The sequence below is a fragment of the Cupriavidus sp. GW823-FHT06D04 genome (assembly GCF_058795055.1).
Genome location: NZ_JBXAHL010000036.1, coordinates 55162 through 75164 on the forward strand (window position 1 = coordinate 55162; position 20003 = coordinate 75164).

The window sequence follows — 20003 nt, forward strand, 5'->3', positions numbered from 1 at the left end:
ACAAGTGAAGGGATTACGGTGAAAGAAAACGTGAACGGCGCATTGCGCGCCGCTCACCTTGCTACGTCGTCAGACCGAAGACGTAGCCTCGCGCAAGCGAGCACGGACCTGCTCGCGGAAGGCCAATGGGTTGGCCAGCGCCGTCTGCATCTCGCCGATCATGCTGTCGACGTCCTTGAGCCGCTTGGTCCAGCCCTGGCCGTACTCGATGCGCGCAAAGGTCAGCAAGTCCATCTTGTCTTGCCCCTTCGCCATGCCAAGGCGAGCGGCCAGGTCGGCCAGCACGCTTTCACGGTCCTCGGGATCTGTTTCGGTCGACATCAGCGTAGTGCCCGATGCTGGCAACCCCATCGGCGCCGGTTCAGGCGCCAACGGCGTCGCGTCCGAGACATCGGCGATCGGCGTCACTGGCGGCGAAGCAGCTGCAGCCGCTGCACCTTCGAGCAGCGCAACCGCCTGGCTTGCGGCCTCCAGTGCCGGCGCCATCTGGTCCGCGCCATCCAGCAGCGCGCCCATGTCGATCTCCGCGTCCAGCATAGTGAGCATCTGTTCCTGCCGCATTGGCAGGCCATCGTCACCGATGCGGGTAATCTCGACCGCCTTCTTCGAGAGCCAGAATTGCAGGCCGGCCAGACGGCCGCCCCGTGCCAACGCCACCGTCTGCATCGCGGCATACGCCTTCTGCAACACGTAGATGGAATTGGTCGGCAACTCGATCAGGCCGAGGCCCTTAATGTCGGGAACCGCAAAGAGGAAGTTCGCGCTCAGGTTGCATTTTCGCTCCTGGTATTGCGGGCACTGGTGCGGGTCGCACACGCCATCGGGAATGGCGTCGTCCTGACGCAGGATGATGGTGCGCCCCCCAAAGAGGCGCTTGGCGCGCTGGGCTCGCTGGTCGACTTCCGGTGCGGCGTACATCTTACAATACCGCTTGCCGTCGGTCCCGTACTCGGAGAAGTACTGGAGGCCACGCGTGCCCCACACCTTCAACTGGTTGGGCATGTTCGCCAGCCAGTCGTCGAACGCGAAGATGACGGGGAAGCGCCAAAGCTTCAGGCCGTCGCCGCGATCCTCGCCGTACTTCTGGAGAATTTCGTCGGCAGTGGCCGGATTGGTGAAGTCCGAAGCCCGGCAGGTGAACCAGGCGGTGTTCTTCGGCACCAGCGCGTTGCGCAGTTTGGTCCTGCGCTCGATCTCTTCGCCGATTGCCTCGAACGAGTCGCCGCGTGCGAGCCCGGCGTCGTGGATCTTGACCGCTTGATCATTCTCTTTGGCCCTCTTCGTGAGCACCTTGATGCCCGGGCGAATCTTGCCAATGATGGGTGGCCGTGCTGGCCGTTCCTCGATCAGACTGCGAGGTTGGTTGAAGTCGGTGTAGCCAATGGCTCGTTGCATGATGCGTTGCTCCTACGTTGTTCAAGATACTGAACGACGGCGACACGGATGGACGCAGCATGCTCCCGAAGGCGCAGGGCTATGTCGGCCCCGCGCTGGGTCGTTACTTTGGAAAGGAACGCCGCTCGGGCGGGTTCCGCTAGACCGGCCACATGGGCCGCTTCACACAAATTGAGCCACGCATTCGGTTGTCCGACGTAATCGGGCCGGCGGCGGGCGAGCGTGGCCGCGATCGCGGCACGAATCTCGGAATTCTGATCGATGGCAGACAGCATGGCTGTGTTCCTGTTCGAGGGTTCCTACAAACAAAAAAAGCCCGCTCCGAACGTGCGGAAGCGAGCTTGCTTGCAGGAAAAACCCGTTGCCACGCCCCTTCCGGGGGCGTGGCGAACAGGGAGCGGTGCGCACAACGCGCAGGCTCTATGTAAGGACGCAAAGTCGTCCTCGTGCAGCAGGTTCACGCTGCACTTCGGCCCATTTAGAACACAGGGTTCACCGCAGGATCACGGATCAGCCGACGACGGCCGTTCTGCCCAGGAGGGGCCAAGAGAGAGAGACCCACATGGTCCCAGGCTCGAACGGTGTCCACAGTGCATGCCGAAGCAGCACTGGTCACGGACGCGTATTACGGATGATAGATGGGGAGCAAACGGCGAAATTGCTCATCACAATGGAATGTCCACACCGGTAGCCAACCGGTCGGCGCATGCGCTAAGGCACGACTTGAGAAATGCAATGGACTCGCGGTGGAGTCAGGTCGATGCGTCGGAGACGCGAGAAGTGAGAGCATTATGCACGGATTGCGTCAACGTGCAAAGCGCGTAACCTCGCGAAAATCGCATACCTTACGATGCGCAACGGTACCGTGTCCTGACAGAGAATCTCCGCAGAGAGAGAGAGACCTACGATCATGGACTTCGCCGAGCAGCCAGGGATAGCCCCTGCCCAACTACCACAATCCCCATCCGACACCGTGCAGGCCGCTCCTAACGAGCGCACCGCACCGGACACCGGCCTCAAGCCGATCACGCGGCTCATCAGCGCAGACCGCATCTCACGCATCGTTCCCGAGACGGCGACCAAGGTCGAAGTGTCGTTCTCGTCGGTGTTCACACGCCGCTTCCTGCACGATGACTACAACTTCGTCGCGTCCAAGTGCTCAGTGGCGCGGGGCGGCAAGGTCAAGGCGCTGGACGAAGCCTTCCGAGAGGCTGAAATCTGGTTCACGCGCGTGACCGAGTGGCTCGCCACGAAGAACCAACTGGAGTTCTCGATCGGCTATGAATCGGTCGCCGTGGAAGTGCCCAACGCACTCGCCGGGCGACTGCTGCGCCTGCTCAACCAGTACGACAAACTGTCGTCGGCCACGCTGTTCGCGCACGTGGGGCGCTCGATCTCCGGTGCCGAGCGCGATACCCAACTCGATATCGCCAGCCGCCGCATCAACATCATCCACACGCTCTGCATTCCGGACAACGACCGGTTCGCCGATGACGGCAGCCGGCTGGCTTAGCCGCGCCTACCTATCCCGCCCTTCCGACCCCAAGGATTACCGTGGACATTCGAGAGATCCAGCGCCTGCACGAGCAGTTCGCGCACGCCCCCCTCACCCTTGAAGCGCCGACGAGCGCCCAACACTCCGGCGGCCACATGCTGCCGCCCCCCGCCTACGCCGCCGCGGGCGCGGCGCGAGCTTGGGCCGGACGCTTCGGCAATGCACGCCTGGTCGTCAGTGTTGTGGTGGGCATCATCGCAGCAGGCGCGCTTGGCATGGCCATCGCCACATGGCAGCACGGACGGGCAACCACCGCGGCACCGCCTGAGTCCGCCGCCCCTGCCGCGCAGCAGGTCAAGCCTCCTGCCCAGGAACCCGTCCAGGCGCCGCCGTTGGCCGCCGCTGAGGTGCAGAGCACGCCCGTATCGGTCAAGGCGCAGCCGGTGGAGCCGGCTTCCAAGGTAGCCGAGCCAGTGGCAACGCCGGCGGCGCCAGTCGTTGTGCCCGCGCGCCATTCGCAGCCAAGCCCCGCTCCAGCCGCCCGGGCTGCCGCCCCGGTCGCGCGCAAAGTCGAGCCGGCGCCGGCGCAGGCACAGGCCACACCGGCCACCCCCACTGCCCGCCGTGCCGATAGCGCGGCCGAGATCAAGCTGTTCTGAAACGACCATGAAAGACACCCCTACCTTCAGCGTGCTCAATCGTGGCATGAGCATTCACGGCGATGTGGCGGCGGATCACGGCATTACCTGCCTTGGCCTCGTCGACGGTAATCTCTCTTCGTCCGCGGGACTGCTCCATGTCGGTGTCGGCGGTATCGTGCGCGGCAAGGTCGAAGGCGATCACGTAGTCGTGGACGGGATCGTTGAGGGCGACGTGGCCGCGCGCCGCACGCTGATCCTCAACGGCCGCGTAAAGGGCGAAATCTTCTATGCCGGCACCATCCGGCTTGGGTTGAACGCGAACCTGGAGAGCAAGATCTCACGGGTAGCGGCCATCGCCAGCGGCACCGGCGCACACGTCTTTGCGAGGGAAACCGTGGCTACAGGAACAGCAGACCCTGTCGAACTTGCCGATGCGACGACCGAGCAGACCCCGAGCACATGAGTCCACCCTATTTGCGGAAACGCGCATGAAATTCTATCTCTTTTGAGGTAAACGAGCCCGGTTTGCCGGGCTTTTTTGTGGGCGCCCAGCTTGGCGCAAACAACATTAGGTTTATCGCCGAATGCGGGGTGACCGAGGGTCGCTGAACACGTCAACACTGCTCCACGGGGGGCGTCGTGTAAGTAGCCGGCCGGTGCAGGTTTGTTTTTTTGGTCGACCGTCGCACCACGTTAGCAGCTAACCGGCCATGGCTCACTGCGAGGACAGGTCTGACAGCGTGTTTTGATAGACGAGTTCGCCCAAGTGTGCACGCCATGCGTCTGCGTGGGTCCGGAGCGACGCCAGCGCATCGGTCCTGACTTGCGTGGGGCCGACGACGGGCTGGGCCTGCAGTGCAACGCCCAGTTGGGTGCACGCACGGCGGTGCCGCAATCCACTGGCGGCCAGAAGGCGAGCGGCGGCGTTGGGGACGCCGAAGCGCAAATGGTCTGGAAAGGTTCGGATACCTTCGGCCAGCGCGTTGCCGTCCCTCTCCAGTTTCTTCTCCAACAGACTGACGCCTTGCTCGACGATTGCATGTAGCGAATAGCCGATGCCTTGCGTGCAAACGCCAAGCAACTCGTCCATTGGCATGCCGACACGATCGGCAATCTCGCGATATTGCAATCCACGCATCCACAGCGTCGCAATTTCGAAGAACCGTGCCTTGACCGTGTTGACGTTCTCGGTTTCATCGAGGTGAAAGGCCCGCTTCACCGCGGGGCCAAGCTCGGGCATCGTCCATGCCCATTCGAACAAAGGGAGTCGCACCTCATCAGACAGGGGATCGGCCTCGACACTCCAATTGGGCCGGCGCGGTAGTAAGCCTAATTCGACGTAATCGATCCAGCGTGCCTTGGCGCCGGTGGCGCGCGCCCAGCCGATCTTTCCTTCCCCGCGCAGGCTGACGAGCCAGCCGGCCCGCAGGGCGAACACCGTGCGCAGATGCGCAGTGGAGGCTGCGGATAGTTGCTGTGCGGCGAACGTCTGTGCCGCCAGATCTTGTGCCATCGCTACGAATTGGGCTTCACCCATTTCGTCGGAAAGCAATTCAATTAGCGTGGCATCGATTCCGTCGATCAAGGGGTAGATGCGCGAATTGGCCTCCAGGAACTCATTGGTGAGCGGCAGGTTGCCGCGGGTCAGAAAGCGCGTAATGTCTTCCACCAGCTCGCGTAACGAACCCTCGACAGCCTCTCCAGCAACCTGCCGGGCTACGGGTTCGACGAACTGCCACTGGTCCGGGTTGGCACAGATCACAAGCCCCTTGGTATTGGCGCCAGCCCTGCCGGCACGCCCTACCAGATTCTTGATATCGCGGGCCAGCATGGCCTCTTGACCGGTCGCGCCGCGCCGCTGGACAGAGTAGAGCACAAGCGTCCGGATCGGCAGGTTGACGCCTTCTGCGAGTGTGCTGGTACAGATCACCAGCTTGACGTCCAGGGCACGAACCAGGCCTTCCAGCACTTCACGCGTCTCCTGCGGAATATCGCCATGGTGAAGCGCAACGCCATTCCGGAGTGCCGCCGTACCGACCCAGTCGTTGCCATATTCCAGTTCGAGATAGGCGACGGACTTCTGCACCGTATCGAGCCGTGCGAAGTCAATGGGCTTGGGCAAGGGTAAGGGGACTTGCAACTGCTCGACAAGCGTCTCCGCAATGCCGATGGCGCCTTGCGCTCCGCGTTTGTTGGCGGCGAAGATGGCGGTTGCCCCCATAGGCAGCACTTTGCGCGCCGTGGCGATCGCCTGGGTCTTGATCGATGTAAATGGGTGAGTCTTCCAGCGCCCTGTTTGAGGGTTGGGGTACGAGAAGTCGCTTCGTGCGAGAAAGCCGTCAATGGAGAAGCGCCGTTCCCGCGCTTCGTGCGGATGCATTTCGAGGCCGATCTCCATGCTGACACCGGTGCCGGCAGGTCGGAGTACGGCAAACTCCGCGCTGGCAGGGCGATAGCTACTGCGCACGACGGTCTGGTTCGTACCGCCCAGCCAGCCATTGATCTGCTCGATGTTCGGCACGATCGCCGACATGAAGACGAACCGCGTGTGCCGCGCCTGACGGGCTTTCAGACGGGCCAAGAGCAACTCCAACCCAATGCCGCGCTCGCCATCATCCAGAAGATGACCTTCGTCACAAATGACCAGGCCAATGCGACCGGTGAATTCGGGATCGGCGCCCAGAAGCCCAGAGAGTGCTTCGGGCGTGGCGACGAGTGCCCGAACGTCGCCGAGGGCGTGGATTTCCTCGCCCGACGGTACCGTGCCCCCGTAAGCGCAGCGCGCCGCAACGCCCATGGCATTCAATCGTCGCACCAGGGTTCCCCGCAGTTCCGACGCTAGGGACCGGTACGGGACCAGCAGGACCGCGACATCCTGCGGAGATCGCTTCAGGTGCCAGTAGAGCAGGGTTTCGCAGAGCGTGGTCTTGCCGGCGCCGGTCGGCATCTGCAGCGAGTAGCTATCCACGGACGCGAGCAGGCCGCCGTGGATCGCGTCGATCTGCGAGGGAAAAAACTCCCAGGTCGACGGTTGCCGGTCAAGCAGGGAGGCGACCAGAGGCTGCCAGAATTCGAGGTGGCCTTCAGGCAAGACGGCGCGGACATGCGAGCGGCTAAAGCTGGTGAGAAGCCGGTGCAGAAGCTTGGCGGCAATCCACGGACCCGGCCCCTCTTGCAACGCCCGTCGCTCGGCAAGGCGGGTCGTCTCTGTCATGCGGGCGAGTCGCGGCATGTCGCCGGTGCGAAGCGATTCGCGCACAGCGAGGGCAAATGTGGACTCCAGAATAGGGGGGCGCGCCAGGAAGTCATAGCAGGCGGCTTGCAGGCTCTGGTTCTCGGGGGGGCGGCCACCCCGCCGCATTGCCAGGCACGCCGAGGCGGGGTAGTCGCCAAAGTAGAACGATGCGGCGGCGTAGAGGGTCGCCTCCTCGCGGGCGATACCATGCCGCCGCAACTGCTCGTCGGAAGTCTCGACGGAATATTGCAGGAATGCGTTGCCGAGTTGCGCCCAGTCGTCGCGGGGGGTGTCGGGAGCATCCATGCTGCGAAACAGCTCGCCAACCAGCGAAATGTAGTAATCCTCTGGGCGATTGGTGATGCGCGCGAGATCGATTGGCGTCTGGGCGATCGAGAAAAAGCGCAAGTGACGGACGCTATCGGCGTCGTTGATCCAGTGCTGAAGGGAGGCTCGCATTGCTTTTAAACCGGGACGGCGGCACGCGCTGCGGCGAACACCGATTCGTAAGTCTGCTTCAGATTCGGCACGGCAATCACCAGCAAAGTGAAATCGGCACTAGCAACGGCGGGCGCCGTGAGCAGCTCCTGATCCAGCAAGCTGTCGCACACGACCGCCACGGCGCGATACCGCTTTGCCACGGGTGGGTGATCAACGAGGTTGATGAAGCGATTGAGCAACGGAATGTCGACATCGCCGAGGCTTTCCCCCATGGCGCGTTCACGCAGCCACACCAGGGTTTCGGCAAGGCGACTGGTGCGATCTTTTGCGCAATCTTCGATGGCCGAAGCAATGGGCGCGGACGTTCCCGGAGTGGACTTGAGCTTGACTTCGGCGCACAGGATCCCGTCCTCGGCCCCAGAGTTCGGGCGGTTCGGCATTAGAAAATGAACGACATCCGATCGCGGGGCCGGCTTGGTCCGATCTTGCTTGAGCCGCCATTTCTTGGCGCCGATGGCCGTTCCCGGCAGCTCCTTGGTTGACTGATAGATGTAGCAGAGCAGCTCTCCAAAGTCGCCGGCCATGGTGGAGCCAGGATCCGGCAGCTTCGAGGCCAGGATGTCGCCTTGTGGGATGCCCAGCTCGTTGGATCGCTGGGTCAGCACTGCGTCGGCGATGTAGCAACGCCGAACGGCGAGGGCCAGATCGGCGGCCAGTTGCTGCGCTTGCTCTGCGGTCAATCTGACCAGGACGTAAGGCTGTTCCTGCTGGTGAGGGAACCAGCCGATGGAAGTGTTGAAGTCAAATCCCAGTTCATCCATGGCAGAGCTTTAGGGTTACGCGGCATGTGTGGGTGGGTTCCCGTCATCCTCCCGGCCGGCGACAGGGAATGACGATGGTCTCGCAGTTGTCGACGTGAACTTTGAAGCGCTCGAAGAGAATAGCGCAAGTCGGCGTCGTCCGCTCCGGCAAGGATATTTACATGCGCGGTGGCATGGCGAACGCTCCCGCGCCAGCATCGCTGGACGGTAGGCGAGAAGAAGGACAGCATCAAGGCGGGCGGCGGGCGGAGAATTGCGTCCGCTGCTGAGAAAAGCGGCGGACATTCGTAGAAGTAAGCTGAGTGACCGTTTGTGGCCGATCTCGGTCGGATGAACCCGATCCGGGAGACCGTCCCCCGGAAATCGGCGGTGAACCAAAGAAAAACCCCGGAGCTAGTCCGGGGGTTGGGTTCAAACGATCACCTCGACGGCCTCGCCAAACGGCGGCGGAGCAATCCGACGCAGCGGCGTGGTCGAGGCCCACAGCGTGGGGTACGCAGGGGGCGCAGCCGGGAATTTCCCGTCCATGTCCGTCAGATAGACCAGGAAGGCCGGGTGGATGCCCTGCTCCTCCAACCAAGCAAACGGCGCCACGAAGCTCGTGCCGCCACCGCCACGGATGGGGCCCAGCTCGATAGCCTCGCCCCGCTCAAAGCACTGCACCTGCGCGATGCGGGTGTCGCAGTCCAGCACGAACAGACGCCGCGGCTGCAGCGAGGCGAATACCGCTTCGATCTCCGCCCCGAACTGCGCCTGCGTCTCGTCGAACACCGAACCGCTGGTGTCGCGCACAAAGACCGCATCGCCCACCGACTGGTCGTGCAAGGCTGGCAGGTACAGGCCCATGTGGGTGTACCGCCGGTTCGGCATCGCCCAGCTGTAGTCCGAACGAGTCTGCTCGAAGGCAAAGCGGTGCAGCACCGAGCGCCAGTCCACCGACGCCCGCGTGGCTGAGGCCACCATCGCACTCAACTCGCCCGGCAACTTGCCACGCATCTGTGCGGCCTTGGCCGCCTGCATCGTCGCCACCTTCCACTCATTGGCCAGCGTTTGCTGGTCTACCTGCGGTTGCTGGCGCACCTCCCCGGGGGAAAACTCCGGCGAGGTCTGCGAAGGATCGCCGCCGGCGCTGCTATCGCCGTTGCCATCGCCTGGCCCGTCCTGGCCGCCAGGCTGTGGCGGGCCTTTGCCATCGCCCTGACCGCCGCCGTCTTGCTGTGGCGTTGGCTGGGGCGCCGATTGCGGCTGCGGCTGCGCCTGTGGTTGCTCCGACCCTTCCTGGCGCAACATGGCATAGATCTCTTCCGCGGACTTGCCGAGAAAGCGTCCGTCGATCAGCGCGCCGGCCGGCAACTGCAAGCCGGCGTTGAGCACCAACGGATTGATCGCATAGTCGCAGGCCTGATTCCAACGGCCGGGATCACGAACACCACGGCGCCAGCAATGGCCGTTGGCCGGATGCAGGACCTCGTGCGCCAAACAGCCGCGCAGCTCAAGATCGCTCAGGGTGGCGACGTATGCCGGGTTGTAGCCCAGCGACACGCCATCCACCCAGAACGTCTTGCACGACGGATCCTCGACCAGCTGCAACCGCATCAGCAACGCCCCAAAGAACGGTTGCGACAGGATGAGCTGGGAGCGCTGCTTCGAGATTCGATCGCGCATGACGGCCTCACGCAGTCAGCAATTGGAACATCGGCGACGCGGGCGCAGCGACGTCCGACGACGGCGGTGGGCCGCCCATGAAGGCGGCCATCTGTGCCTCGATCTCCATGGCCTTCTCCGCGACCTGCTTGCGCAGCTCGGTCGAGTTGCGCAGGTCCAGGCCGCTGTGCCGCGCCAGATGCTGCTGGGTATCCTCCAGGATGCGCGTGAGCGCCGGGTCCCCGGAGAAGTTCAGCTTTGGCAGCAGCGCGCTCAGCTCACGCACCTTGTCGGCGACGTCCAGCCGCACGTTCGTGGCCCCATACAGGCGGTTGGCGAAATGCTGCACGGCCTCGAAGAGGCGACCGACCAGGTCGTCATTGGCGGTCTTGACCGCGCCGAGTACGCGCTGGTCCATCTCCGTCTTCAGTCCGTCCAGCACGTTGGCCGGCAGGGCAATGTCAAACTGGCTCGCGTCCGGGAACGGCAGCACCGCGAGGCGCATTCCGAACTTCTTCGCCAGTTCCGCCTGGGTTGGATAGTCCGCGTCGTCGAAAAGACCGTTCAGCGCCTCCCGCGCCTCGTCCTTCAGGCGCGGATAGTCGGCGAGAAACACCGCGGTCGCGGCGTTGAACTCGTCCTGGAACTGACGCTGACGGTCGGCCACCTCCATGTACATGTCGGTGGGCAACAGGCGCACGCCCAGCTGGTCGTAGTCCAGGCTGTGCGCGTCGAAGTAGGCGCGGGCGCGATTGGCGATCGCACACACCTCCTTGTAGGACGTCGCACCATCGGTCAGCAGCTTCTTGTTGAAGCGGCCAATGTCCTTGGTGTCGTGGTTCGCCTCGACTTCCTCGGTCGCTCGGGTGTCGAACTTGCGCGCCCGCCACACCGACGTGTTGAAGGTCGCGAGCATGACGCGCTTGGTAATGTCTTGAATGTTCATGATGATTCCTGGAAATGGGATGGATACGGCTGCAAAGACGAACGGCGAGCCAGTTGGCTCGCCGTCATGGGATGAAGAAGAAAGGTGGTTCAGTTGCCGAGCAGCAACTCACCGAGCTTGCCGCCCTGCGCATTGATCCAGGCCGGGGTGGCGCAGATCCGCGCATCGCGGCGTGCGGCGTCGGTGGCGAGCATCACGGCGAACTCGCCGAGATGGGCTTCGAACAGGCGATTGGCATACACCATCACGCGATCGAAGTTGTTCTCGTTGGCAACCGAGGCGAGCGCCGAGCAGATGGCGTACTGCGCGGCCACCTTGTCCGGAATCCTGGCGGATTCCGGGGCGGCCAGCACCGAATCGACACTGGGCAACTCGCGATAGATCTGGCGGAACGACTCGAACTCGAGCGCCGCGCCCTCGCCTACCGCGCCGGCCGTGACGATGATTTCCATGCCCGGCGGTACCAGCGGCAGTTGACGCGCCACATGCCCCCAGCCTCGCGGCGAGGGCAGGTTTTCCACTTCCTTGCTGCGCTCTGACGAGAGCAGCAGGTCGGGACGGAAGCGCAGGAAGGCAATCAGCACCGGCGGCACGTGGTTCGTGACCGCCCACCGCGTCCAGTCTTCGATCGTCGGCTCCAGCTCCACGATGGTGCTGAAACGGGACTTCAACGGATCAAGGATGTTGGACACCGCCGCGTTGTCGCTGCGACGGTTGGTGGCGGCAACAAAGGTAACGTGGTCCGGCAGGACGTGTTCACCGATGCGCCGCGCGAGCAGCAGTTGCATCTTGGCGGCCTGGACGGCCGGTGAAGCCTGTCCGAGGTCGTCGATGAACCAGACCAGCGGGCGCGTGCTGTTGAGCGCAGTGGCCAGGTCCCCGAACGGCAGGAAGCTGGCACCCGCACCATCCGTTGCCGGAAAAGGCAGGCCCTTTGAGTCGGTCGGATCTTCCACCACGGGGTGGGAGATCAGCAGGTCGTGGCCGGCAGCCTTGGCGGCGCTGTCCACGATATCGCTCTTGCCGATGCCAGGCGCCCCGGTGATGAGGACGGGCAGGCGTGCGGGAATGAAGGCCGCGAGCAGGGTGTGCAGTTGGGAAGGGTTGACTTTCATGGGATTCCTAAAGGGGAGTCCCACAAAGACATCTTCCGCACAGGGAGGGTGTCCCTGTGGGAAGTTTCAATGAATGCGCCAGCAGTGCTGGCAGAGGTCGATGCGTCGGCAGACGCGGGTAAAACGCTGTTTGGACTGATTCTGACCAGTGCGAACAACGCTCTATCGACATAGCTTACAGGCAATACGGTGCGAGTGGCACTCGGAATGACAGCAAAATCTGCTGCCGCTTGTGAGAGGGAAGGTCCCCCGGCACGTGGCCGGGGGGGAGGTTGCAAGAAGAATCACGCGGCAATCGCCAACGCGGGCTCAAGTTCGGCCAGTCGCGCCTGGGCGTAGGCCAGGGTGCCATCGCCGGCCTGCAGGCGGCGAATGGTGCGCGTCTCGGGCTGCTCGATGTAGTACACGCGGGAATTTCCTCGCGGGAGATGCCGGATCTGTCGGAAGCCTTCGCCAATGCACAGGTCGACATACTCGCGCCCGTTCATGCGCGTGCCGTTCAGGTTCCAACGCGAGGCCTCGGCACGCTCACGCGCGCGTTCGGCATCCTTCGCCTGCAGACGCAGCGAACGCGCGGTAAGCGCCTGTGCATCCCACTGGCGTTGCTCCGCTTCCGAGAAGCCGCACAGCTCGAAGATGCGGCGGCGGCGTGTGGCCGCCGGCACGCCGGTCAGCACCACCCCGCATTCCTCGCGGAGCACGCGCTTGGACAGCGTGTTGCGGTCGCTGGGCGTGCCCAGGACTTCCAGCAGGCAACCCAGGTCACGCTGCAGGACAGCCAGTGCGAAGCGGTTCGGCCACATAAAGCTGCCATGGTCGCGTTCGATGGCGGCCAGGGCGCATTCGTGCTGGAACCGGCGCTCACTCAGGCTGCCCTTGGCACGGTCGGCCTGCGCCCGCTCGATGCGCTCTGCATAGCGCTTTGCACCGATCAGGGCGTGCAGGCGTGCGGCCAGCGGCGACACCGGGGCGGCGTCGTCCCCGGTCGGGGCCCTGAACAACGGCGGGGCCAGTGGCGGAACCACCTGCGCGGCGAACAACGCGTCGTCAACATCGACGTGCGTGCAGTCCACCGCGAGCGGTTTCACCAGTGCAATCAGGCGGGGCGCATTGCGCGCAGTGATGGCCAGCTTGTCATGGCGCATCACCGAACACAGCGCCTGCAGCTGATTGGCCGACAGAGCACCTCGCAGCGACGGTACCGCAATCAGTGTAGGCAGCCAGTGCAGGTCATGGCGGCCGGCGTCAGAGGCGTCACCCCCGCTGCGGTAGGCGTTGAGGATGCAGTCCCGGACCGGCTCGCCGCGTTGCAAGGCATAGGCGACATGCACCTCATGGCGGCCGTTGATGCCGGCCCCCGGCGCAAACTCAGGCCCGTTCGTGCCGTAGCCGAAGCGCCGGTGGAACTCGCCGTGCACGAAGGCGTAGGCATCGAACGGCTCGGCCACCGCAAACAGATCCAGGTTGGCCGCTCCGAGGTTTGCGACGTGGTCGGGATCGACGGCCTCGTTGGTGAAGACCGCTAGCCGACCGGCAGCCCAGACGGCCTGCCAGGACGTGCGGCTCATCTCATGCGGGCGCAGCACCTTGCCGTGCGGACGCACAATGAAGCGCTCCACCTCGTCCAGGATGGACGTGAGGATCGCCTTCGGGTCGCCGGCGGGCCGCACCGCGAATGACCCGGAGGGCAGCCGCAGGACGGGAATGGCGCCGCGCTCGACATGGCGCACGGAAATGTCTTCCGCACGCAAGCCTGGCTTGGGGCCAGGTTCGTGGTTCAGAAGCGCCAGCACGCCGGCCAGCGTCGTGCGGGAATCGACCCGCTCCGGGCCAGTGGTAACAACGTACATTGATTTGCTCCGAGAGCGAACGGAGCAAGCCCGACGGGGCGTTGCCCCGTCTGGGTGGAAAGGAATTGAGATGTGTGTGCGAGGTTCAGCTCGCAATGGCGATCACGATGCCTCCACGCCTGCATCGGCGCGCGCATCGGCAATCCATGCGAGCAGCTCGGCAGACTGGAGCTTCCAGACCGGCCCGCTGACATGGCCAGTGGCGAGCGTGCGGACCGGCATGAGCCAACCCGTCACCAGCAGCGCCTCTAGCACGTCTTCGGGCACGTTCCAGGCCGCGACGAAGACCTCATCGTCGGCGAGATGCGCATGGACAACGTTGGCCGTCAGATTGGCATACGGCTCGTCATCGTCCGCGCAGACCAGCGACAGCGCCGGACGTCGGTTGGTCTGATAGATATGGACGCGTAGGTGCACGCCCGGGGGATAGCTGGGCATGCCAGCGCCAATCAGGCGGTTTTCCATGAGGGGTAACTCCTTGAATGCGGAGCCGCCCCCTTTGGGGCATGCCCCGGGTGGGTGGTGGAAATAAAAAACGCATCCCGAGGGATGCGTCAGAGCAGGCGTCCGGGAGCCGGACACCTGAGAGGAAGGTTGGCGCTCAGTCCTTGTGGACGCGACGGCCGTTGCGGTCCGCCCACAGCAGGTAGGCCGAGAACAGCAACGCGAGAACCAGAAGAGGTGGGCCGAACATCACTTTTCTCCTTTCGAGAGGACTGCACCTACGGCAAATAATACACCTGCGATCACAGAAAGGCTCACGCCATTTGCCACCGCAGTCAGATTCCAGCCAGGCCAGCTTGTGGAATAGCCAGCCAGACCGACGATCGCCGCAGCCGAAAGCGTATGGGTGAAGCGCCCGTACTGCAGGCGTTGATCCTTGGTCGGAGCCACAATGGCCATGCGGGCCTCGTGCAGCCATCCTCGCTTGGCGGCCTTGGAGCGATCCACCCGGTAGATTGACGGCTCCTTGCGCACCAAGGGGAACTGGTAACCGTCCTCCAATAGCATCAGCACGTGCCGTTCCCCCATCGTGATGGAGGCGTCCACCAGATTGTCCAGACGTACCGGCAGCGTAACAACGTCGGCGTCCGGCTCGTAGTGAACGGAGCACGAGTATTCGTCGCCGCTCGTGGATTTGAGAATGACCTTGGCAATGCGCGTCATGGTCACGCCTCCTCAGCTGCGCCGGCCGGCTACTATGCGCAGCGTGGCAACGAGCGAGGCGTAGCCCTCCGGCGAGCCGATCGACTGCAGGCAGACCGCATTTTCGCGCCCGCCAGTATGATCGTCGCGGCCACGGCAGGTGCGAAAGCTCAGGCGAGCCGCGGACTGTTGCGGCGCGTGGGTAATCTGCACGTACAACGTATCGGTGTGCAACGCGAACAGGTCGGTCGCATCGCGGCGCCGCCGGCGCTCGCGCACGGTGAAATCGCGCTGACGCAGGCCCAGGTCGCATGCCAGACGGCGCATGACACGGGAAGCATCGCGTTTGAGGCTGGCACAGGCCGCGGCGTGGCGGGGTTGGTGCGGTTGGGTAAAGGATTTGGGGATTTTCATGGCAAGTCTCGGTTGAAACGGGACAGCCATCCCCATCGGGACGGTGTCCCGAGAAGGGTGAAGGTCTGGACAAGCCAGACGGGGGTTCGATGCGTCTTGGACGCGATCAAAGAGTGTTTGCCGAATCGCTCGTCGATTGAGCAAGCACTCTGGTGCGGTGTGCGCGGCGCCCGAAGGCGCCACGCATTCCGGATCAGTCGATGTCCAGCAAGCGGTTGATCACGCGCGCCGTCTGCCACGCCTGGTCGCGGCTGAACATCTTGGCCACAGCGAGCTTGCGCAGCGCCGTGCTGCCGGTGGGACTTTCGACGGCAGTCGCGATGTGATCGACGTGCACGCGCCAGCCTTCCGAGCAGCCGCGGTCGACCGAGACCGCGAAGCGATGGCGGGCGTGCTCTGCCGGCCAGACCGCGTCGGGCAACAGCCCGTACTGCGCCTCGTTTGCGTCAGCAAAATGATTTGCCGGAATGATCCACTCCGGCTCGAGGTCGATGGCCCGCAGCGTACGCGCAAGAAGGCTGGTGACTTGGTCGACGGTCTTGCCTTCGGTCCGGATCGGGGTGATGGATTGCATAGTTGGCTCCATGGCACGGGACGCCGATCACGAGGGCGGTGCCCCGTGGGTGCAAGGGATGGTCCTGGCGGTGCCAGGCGCGGATTTCGATGCGTCGTGGACGCGATCAAAAGCGCTTGCCCAAGCGCGAACGCTGGGGCAAGCCCTCTTGGGGCTTGCGAGGGATGGGAGCACCGGCAAGCCGGTGCTCAGTTCAACGCGTCAGACGATAGCCGCCGCTCGACGACGCCAGGTACAGTCGTTCGCCTACGACGAACTGCTGATCGGCGCCTTGTGCCACGACGAGTTGGCGGCCGCTGTCCGTGCGGACAATGACCTCCACGCCGTCGCGCTGCGACAGGTGCGTAGCCGCGACCTGCCCGATGACACCCGCTGCCGTGCCCGAGAGCGCGCCGGCGATGTAACGCCCATCGCCGTTGCCGATGACACGCGCACCGAGTACTGCGCCAACCAACGTGCTGAGGATTGCGGGCACACCAGAGTTAGCCGACAACATGCTGTCGCCCGCAATGGTGACGTTGCGCACGCGCACTACCGTCACCTGCTCCGCGGAACCGGCGCGCATGGCATCGGAACCGCGGTAGACATTGGGCGAAGCCTGAGCAGCGCAGCCACTGATAGCACTCACAAATGCAAAGAGGAGGAAATAACGCTTGAACATGCTGGCCTCACATGAAAATGGGCCAACATGCCTACGGGCAGGAAGGCCCGTAGGGGGGAAAGCTGTGCCAGCGGAGATGCCGGCGTGGTCGATGCGTCAGGGACGCGAGAAGTGCAGCTATCTTAGCAGTCCGGGCATCGTTTGTGGAGCCGTCTTCTCAGGCGAACGCGTCGATCCGGATAGACCGGGGCGTGACGGTGATCCGGACGGACTTGCAATCTGCATTGGCCAGGGTCTCCTTGAGACCGGTCAGAGACAGACGCTCACCGAAATCGTCGCCACCAAAACCGCGACGGGCGTTCTCATAGAACTCCGCATCCACTGCGGGGTTGCACCCCTTAAAGTAAAACAGACACTGCTGCTCCGGCTTGGGGCCGGTGCTATAGCCCACGTAAGCGCCGTGGTCCTTGGCGATAAAGAACTTCTCGGACTTCGCCGCGTCGCAGAAGGCGACAAGGCACTCAACCTGCGAACGGGAAAGCGTGATTTGAGGCATGGATTGCTCCTTAATGGGTGAAACGGAGCAAGCCCCCGAGGGGCTTTGCCCCGCAAGGGATGAAGAATGTCGGTTAAGCAGGTTCTGCCAGGACAGGCACAACGTCCGCAGGGTTCACGTGAGCGACGGGTGCCGGCGAATCCGCCCAGAAGAGCAGAGCCGGGCCGTCAGCCTTGCGTGGTCGCACGGTGCCGACAAAGTCTTTGCGCCCGTAGAGACTGACGCGCGTATTGTCGGTACCGTTGTGATGGAGATAGACGCCGCCGCTGTCAGCGGCGAGTTTGCCCTCCAGCGCCTGGAAGACGCGGTGGATGTCATAGAGGTGGCGCGGGTCGCACTGCCCCGGCTCACCGCTACCCTGATGGGGACCGATGGCACGACGGTAGATGGGATAGCCTGCATCGCGCCGCACAAACTCGAATGGCGTGCCACCATGCACCAGTTCGGCCCAGCCGGGCCGCTCGGTATCGACGCGCAGTTCCAGCGAGCCAAACTTGCCGCGCACCGGCTTCACGCATTTGATGACGTTGTGGGGCAGGATGCAGCCTACGCAGATGGCGTCACCAAGCTGGTTGGCCTTCTCTGCATGGAACACGCCCATGCGTTGCCCGTCCATGGCAACCAGGCGCGTTTCGCGTGGCATGGCCTCAGCAAAGACTCCATTGAGCCAATAGCGGGGGTCCTGCTTGGGCGCAAGCAAGGCGATGGCCTTGAGCTGGCGCGGGTCAATCTGGATGGTCTGAATCACAGGTGTGCTCCAAAAAAAACAGGAGCACAGCCGCAGGGACTATGCCCCTGCGGGTGATGAAGGCCTGACGACGGTCAGGATTGAGAAAAATCGATGCGTCTGAGACGCGAGAAGTGCTGTGATGGTATCAGCCTGGACGCGCGCGTTGCAATTGCGCCGTCGAAAAAAAACCCCGAACGTCAGTCCGGGGGTGGGTGCAAGGAATCGCGGTGCGCCGTCATTTCGCCTTGGCACGTTTGCGCACGGGCCTGGCGGCCACGTCGTAGCCAAATCGGGCCCATGCTGCGGGGTCGATCGGCAACGGATTGGTGCGCCCTGCCTCCAGATTGACGAACACGCCTGAATACTTCAGCGTGCCCGTCCGGAACAGCGTCCACAGCAGGTTGAATGCCTGCACGGCGATCGCCTGATTGATGACCAGCGACTGCTTGCGCAACGCGTCGGCCATCGAACAGGACGGCGCCGTGTCGGCCTTGTCACCCTTGGGGTCGACCAGTTCGGGGAACAGGTCGCCGACGTGGGGCAGGCGGGTTTCCCGGTTGCCGCGCACCTGGCCAAGAATCACCTGGCCGCGGTCAGTCTCGTTGCCGCAGTCCAAGTAGTAGCCGCCGGGACCGCGCTCGAGCGCGCCGAGAATGGCCTTGCGCGCAGCACGCGAATCCACGCAACCGATCGCCATGTCGCAGACAAAGCGATCCTGACTGCCGATCCGTCGCGGGCGGGCCTCCCAGCGGGTGCCCATCAGCAGGTTCAGCCGGTTCACCAGCAGCGTAGCCTTGTGCTGGCCGACGTCGTTGGGGTAGAAGCCCTGGCGGCCGACGTTGGTTTCGCTCACTGTGTCGTCATCGTAGACCGTGCACTCGATACCGCCAGGGTGGCCGAGTTCGAGCATAGCGTGGTGCAGACGGGCCAGCGCCGGCAGCAAGGCGCTACCGGTGCCGCCAGCACCGACCACCACCACTTGCCACGCGTTGATGCGCATCGTTTCGGGGATATGGTGTTGAAACGTCATCACACCACCTCCTGTGCGCGCACTGCCTCATACCAGTCGCCCGGTACCCGCTCGACTACCTCGAAGATGCCCTTGGCGCAGAGCCGCAGGCACAGCGACGGAGTCACAGCGAGGCAGTTGCCCATCACGAACGCGAACTTCACGTCATGCTGGTCGTCCTCGTTGTCGGTCGATGAGAAGTACGCCGGATAGTTGCCATGCGAATGGCAATCCACCACCAGCACCTCGCCATCGACCAGCGCCGGCCGATCGTACTGCAAATGACCGCGCCCGTGCGACAGGATCGTGACCGGCACCAGCCGGAATGCGCCGGTTGCCGGATTCCAGACGATCCAGCCGCCCGTCTCGTTGGGCATGGCCGCACGCGCCATCCCGGCAAACAGCCCGATCAGGTGCGCAGGCAGCTTGCCGCAGCGCAGGTCCGTCGCCTCGGCCACGGTGCCATAGGGCACGGCAGTCTTGACGTCGAACTGGCCCACGCGGCGCACGAGCTGCAGCCAGGGCCGCGACACTTCCAGAAACACGCCGTTGGCGGCGATGAGCAGGCGCTCTCCCGTCGCTTCCAGCGGTGCCAGGTCGCCGAAGCGCGGCACCATCACGGTCGGAAAGGATTGCTGCAGGGTAATGTCCATCGGATGCATGTTCAGTCTCAGAATTTCCCGGCGATCAGGTTGCCGAGGGATTGGTTCATGGGGATGAGGGCGACTTTCGGGAAGCTTGGAAACTTCCCGTCCAGCATGTCGCGCCAGAAGGCGTAGAAGCCGTCGGCATGGTCGACTCGCTTGCCGCCGTGATTGGGATGGGTGAAGGCCGAAGCAAAGAACGCCCCCTCCCAGCCGGCTATGGACGCGGCGTCGATCTGCTTGGGCACGTGAGCCGTGCCGATGCAGATCTTTCCGTGATCCCAGGTGTTGAAATACGGCGGCTCGTACAGCATCGAATCCGGCGTCGGGCGCTCATCGTCGATCAGGGCGAACACACGAAAGCCGGCAGGCGACGCGTGAAAGACCAGACCGGGATGGGGCGTCACGGCGCTGCGATCATCCAACTCCTCGCAATTGAAGAACACGCGGCGATTGCCGGGCGGACACCACCAGGTGATGGCATCCGGGCTGATCGACAGCACGTAGGGTGTCAGGAACTCTCCCTTGGGCAGCGAGGCCTCGGCGACCTGCCGCACCGCCTGGATCAGCGCACGCCGGTTCAGTGGCGTGCCGGCGCCGATCACGGGTCGCCCCGTCTGACCATCGGTGACGATGTGATGCGCGGTGGCATAGCAGAACGCACTGAGGTCAGTCCCATAAAGCAGAATGGCCCCTTGCAAGGCAACGTCATGGTCGCGTGAAGCACTATGAATCTTGGCCATGTG

The 20003-nt window shown here is 63.8% G+C and carries 21 protein-coding genes; 3 read left to right on the forward strand and 18 right to left on the reverse strand.

Translation table 11 applies throughout. The features are described 5' to 3' along the window. Window positions 1-69 precede the first annotated feature (69 nt). Window positions 70-1395 (reverse strand): recombination directionality factor, encoded by a 1326-nt coding sequence (locus AC1Q7H_RS31415; protein ID WP_492316462.1) that lies wholly within the window; start codon window positions 1393-1395, stop codon window positions 70-72. Further along, entirely contained in the window at window positions 1347-1670 is a 324-nt protein-coding gene (locus tag AC1Q7H_RS31420) for a DUF7696 family protein (RefSeq protein WP_479944758.1), read from the reverse strand. The genes AC1Q7H_RS31415 and AC1Q7H_RS31420 overlap by 49 nt, the downstream gene beginning before the upstream one ends. A 698-nt stretch (window positions 1671-2368) precedes the next feature. On the opposite strand from AC1Q7H_RS31420, the gene AC1Q7H_RS31425 reads away from it, so the two are divergent. The 3 genes from AC1Q7H_RS31425 to AC1Q7H_RS31435 are packed head-to-tail and all read left to right on the forward strand — an operon-like array spanning window position 2369 to window position 3994. Then, window positions 2369-2908, forward strand: coding sequence for a hypothetical protein (locus AC1Q7H_RS31425; RefSeq protein ID WP_492316461.1), 540 nt, complete (start codon window positions 2369-2371; stop codon window positions 2906-2908). A 41-nt stretch (window positions 2909-2949) separates the two neighbouring features. Beyond that, window positions 2950-3549 (forward strand): hypothetical protein, encoded by a 600-nt coding sequence (locus AC1Q7H_RS31430; RefSeq protein ID WP_492316460.1) that lies wholly within the window; start codon window positions 2950-2952, stop codon window positions 3547-3549. Window positions 3550-3556: 7 nt separating this feature from the next. Continuing rightward, window positions 3557-3994, forward strand: a complete 438-nt coding sequence (locus AC1Q7H_RS31435) for a bactofilin family protein (RefSeq protein ID WP_492316459.1) — start codon at window positions 3557-3559, stop codon at window positions 3992-3994. 252 nt (window positions 3995-4246) lie between these two features. On the opposite strand, the gene AC1Q7H_RS31440 is transcribed toward AC1Q7H_RS31435, so the two are convergent. The 16 genes from AC1Q7H_RS31440 to AC1Q7H_RS31515 form a co-directional block, all read right to left on the reverse strand. After that, window positions 4247-7225 (reverse strand): DEAD/DEAH box helicase, encoded by a 2979-nt coding sequence (locus AC1Q7H_RS31440; protein ID WP_492316458.1) that lies wholly within the window; start codon window positions 7223-7225, stop codon window positions 4247-4249. Window positions 7226-7230: 5 nt separating this feature from the next. Then, window positions 7231-8028 carry a Hachiman antiphage defense system protein HamA gene (locus tag AC1Q7H_RS31445; protein ID WP_492316457.1) on the reverse strand — a complete coding sequence of 266 codons (798 nt, stop codon included), beginning with the start codon at window positions 8026-8028 and terminating at the stop codon, window positions 7231-7233. Window positions 8029-8439: 411 nt separating this feature from the next. Further along, entirely contained in the window at window positions 8440-9693 is a 1254-nt protein-coding gene (locus AC1Q7H_RS31450) for a vWA domain-containing protein (RefSeq protein WP_492316456.1), read from the reverse strand. A 7-nt stretch (window positions 9694-9700) separates the two neighbouring features. Then, complete coding sequence (locus tag AC1Q7H_RS31455; RefSeq protein WP_436225929.1) at window positions 9701-10618, reverse strand: hypothetical protein; 918 nt, start codon at window positions 10616-10618, stop codon at window positions 9701-9703. A gap of 89 nt (window positions 10619-10707) precedes the next feature. Then, window positions 10708-11733 (reverse strand): ATP-binding protein, encoded by a 1026-nt coding sequence (locus AC1Q7H_RS31460; RefSeq protein ID WP_340525814.1) that lies wholly within the window; start codon window positions 11731-11733, stop codon window positions 10708-10710. Between the two features lie 284 nt (window positions 11734-12017). Then, window positions 12018-13583 carry a hypothetical protein gene (locus AC1Q7H_RS31465; protein ID WP_492316455.1) on the reverse strand — a complete coding sequence of 522 codons (1566 nt, stop codon included), beginning with the start codon at window positions 13581-13583 and terminating at the stop codon, window positions 12018-12020. A gap of 102 nt (window positions 13584-13685) precedes the next feature. Continuing rightward, on the reverse strand, window positions 13686-14048 hold the full coding sequence (locus tag AC1Q7H_RS31470; RefSeq protein WP_492316454.1) for a hypothetical protein: 363 nt from the start codon (window positions 14046-14048) through the stop codon (window positions 13686-13688). Window positions 14049-14276: 228 nt separating this feature from the next. After that, a complete protein-coding gene (locus tag AC1Q7H_RS31475) occupies window positions 14277-14750 on the reverse strand; it encodes a hypothetical protein (RefSeq protein ID WP_492316453.1) in 474 nt (157 codons plus the stop codon). A 12-nt stretch (window positions 14751-14762) separates the two neighbouring features. Beyond that, on the reverse strand, window positions 14763-15143 hold the full coding sequence (locus tag AC1Q7H_RS31480; RefSeq protein ID WP_492316452.1) for a hypothetical protein: 381 nt from the start codon (window positions 15141-15143) through the stop codon (window positions 14763-14765). 193 nt (window positions 15144-15336) lie between these two features. Next, complete coding sequence (locus tag AC1Q7H_RS31485) at window positions 15337-15717, reverse strand: hypothetical protein (RefSeq protein WP_492316451.1); 381 nt, start codon at window positions 15715-15717, stop codon at window positions 15337-15339. Between the two features lie 193 nt (window positions 15718-15910). After that, the gene (locus tag AC1Q7H_RS31490) at window positions 15911-16378 is read right to left on the reverse strand and encodes an outer membrane lipoprotein (protein ID WP_492316450.1); all 468 of its coding nucleotides are present in this window, start codon (window positions 16376-16378) and stop codon (window positions 15911-15913) included. Window positions 16379-16535: 157 nt separating this feature from the next. Further along, window positions 16536-16874, reverse strand: a complete 339-nt coding sequence (locus tag AC1Q7H_RS31495; RefSeq protein ID WP_436225937.1) for a DUF3085 domain-containing protein — start codon at window positions 16872-16874, stop codon at window positions 16536-16538. A gap of 73 nt (window positions 16875-16947) precedes the next feature. Next, complete coding sequence (locus AC1Q7H_RS31500; RefSeq protein ID WP_492316449.1) at window positions 16948-17622, reverse strand: hypothetical protein; 675 nt, start codon at window positions 17620-17622, stop codon at window positions 16948-16950. A gap of 217 nt (window positions 17623-17839) precedes the next feature. After that, window positions 17840-18634 carry a PRTRC system ThiF family protein gene (locus tag AC1Q7H_RS31505; RefSeq protein ID WP_492316448.1) on the reverse strand — a complete coding sequence of 265 codons (795 nt, stop codon included), beginning with the start codon at window positions 18632-18634 and terminating at the stop codon, window positions 17840-17842. Beyond that, window positions 18634-19275: a PRTRC system protein A gene (locus AC1Q7H_RS31510; RefSeq protein WP_492316447.1), complete on the reverse strand. Its 642-nt coding sequence runs from the start codon at window positions 19273-19275 to the stop codon at window positions 18634-18636. Before AC1Q7H_RS31510 ends, AC1Q7H_RS31505 begins: the two co-directional genes overlap by 1 nt. An 8-nt stretch (window positions 19276-19283) precedes the next feature. Continuing rightward, window positions 19284-20000, reverse strand: a complete 717-nt coding sequence (locus AC1Q7H_RS31515; RefSeq protein WP_492316446.1) for a PRTRC system protein B — start codon at window positions 19998-20000, stop codon at window positions 19284-19286. Window positions 20001-20003 lie beyond the last annotated feature (3 nt).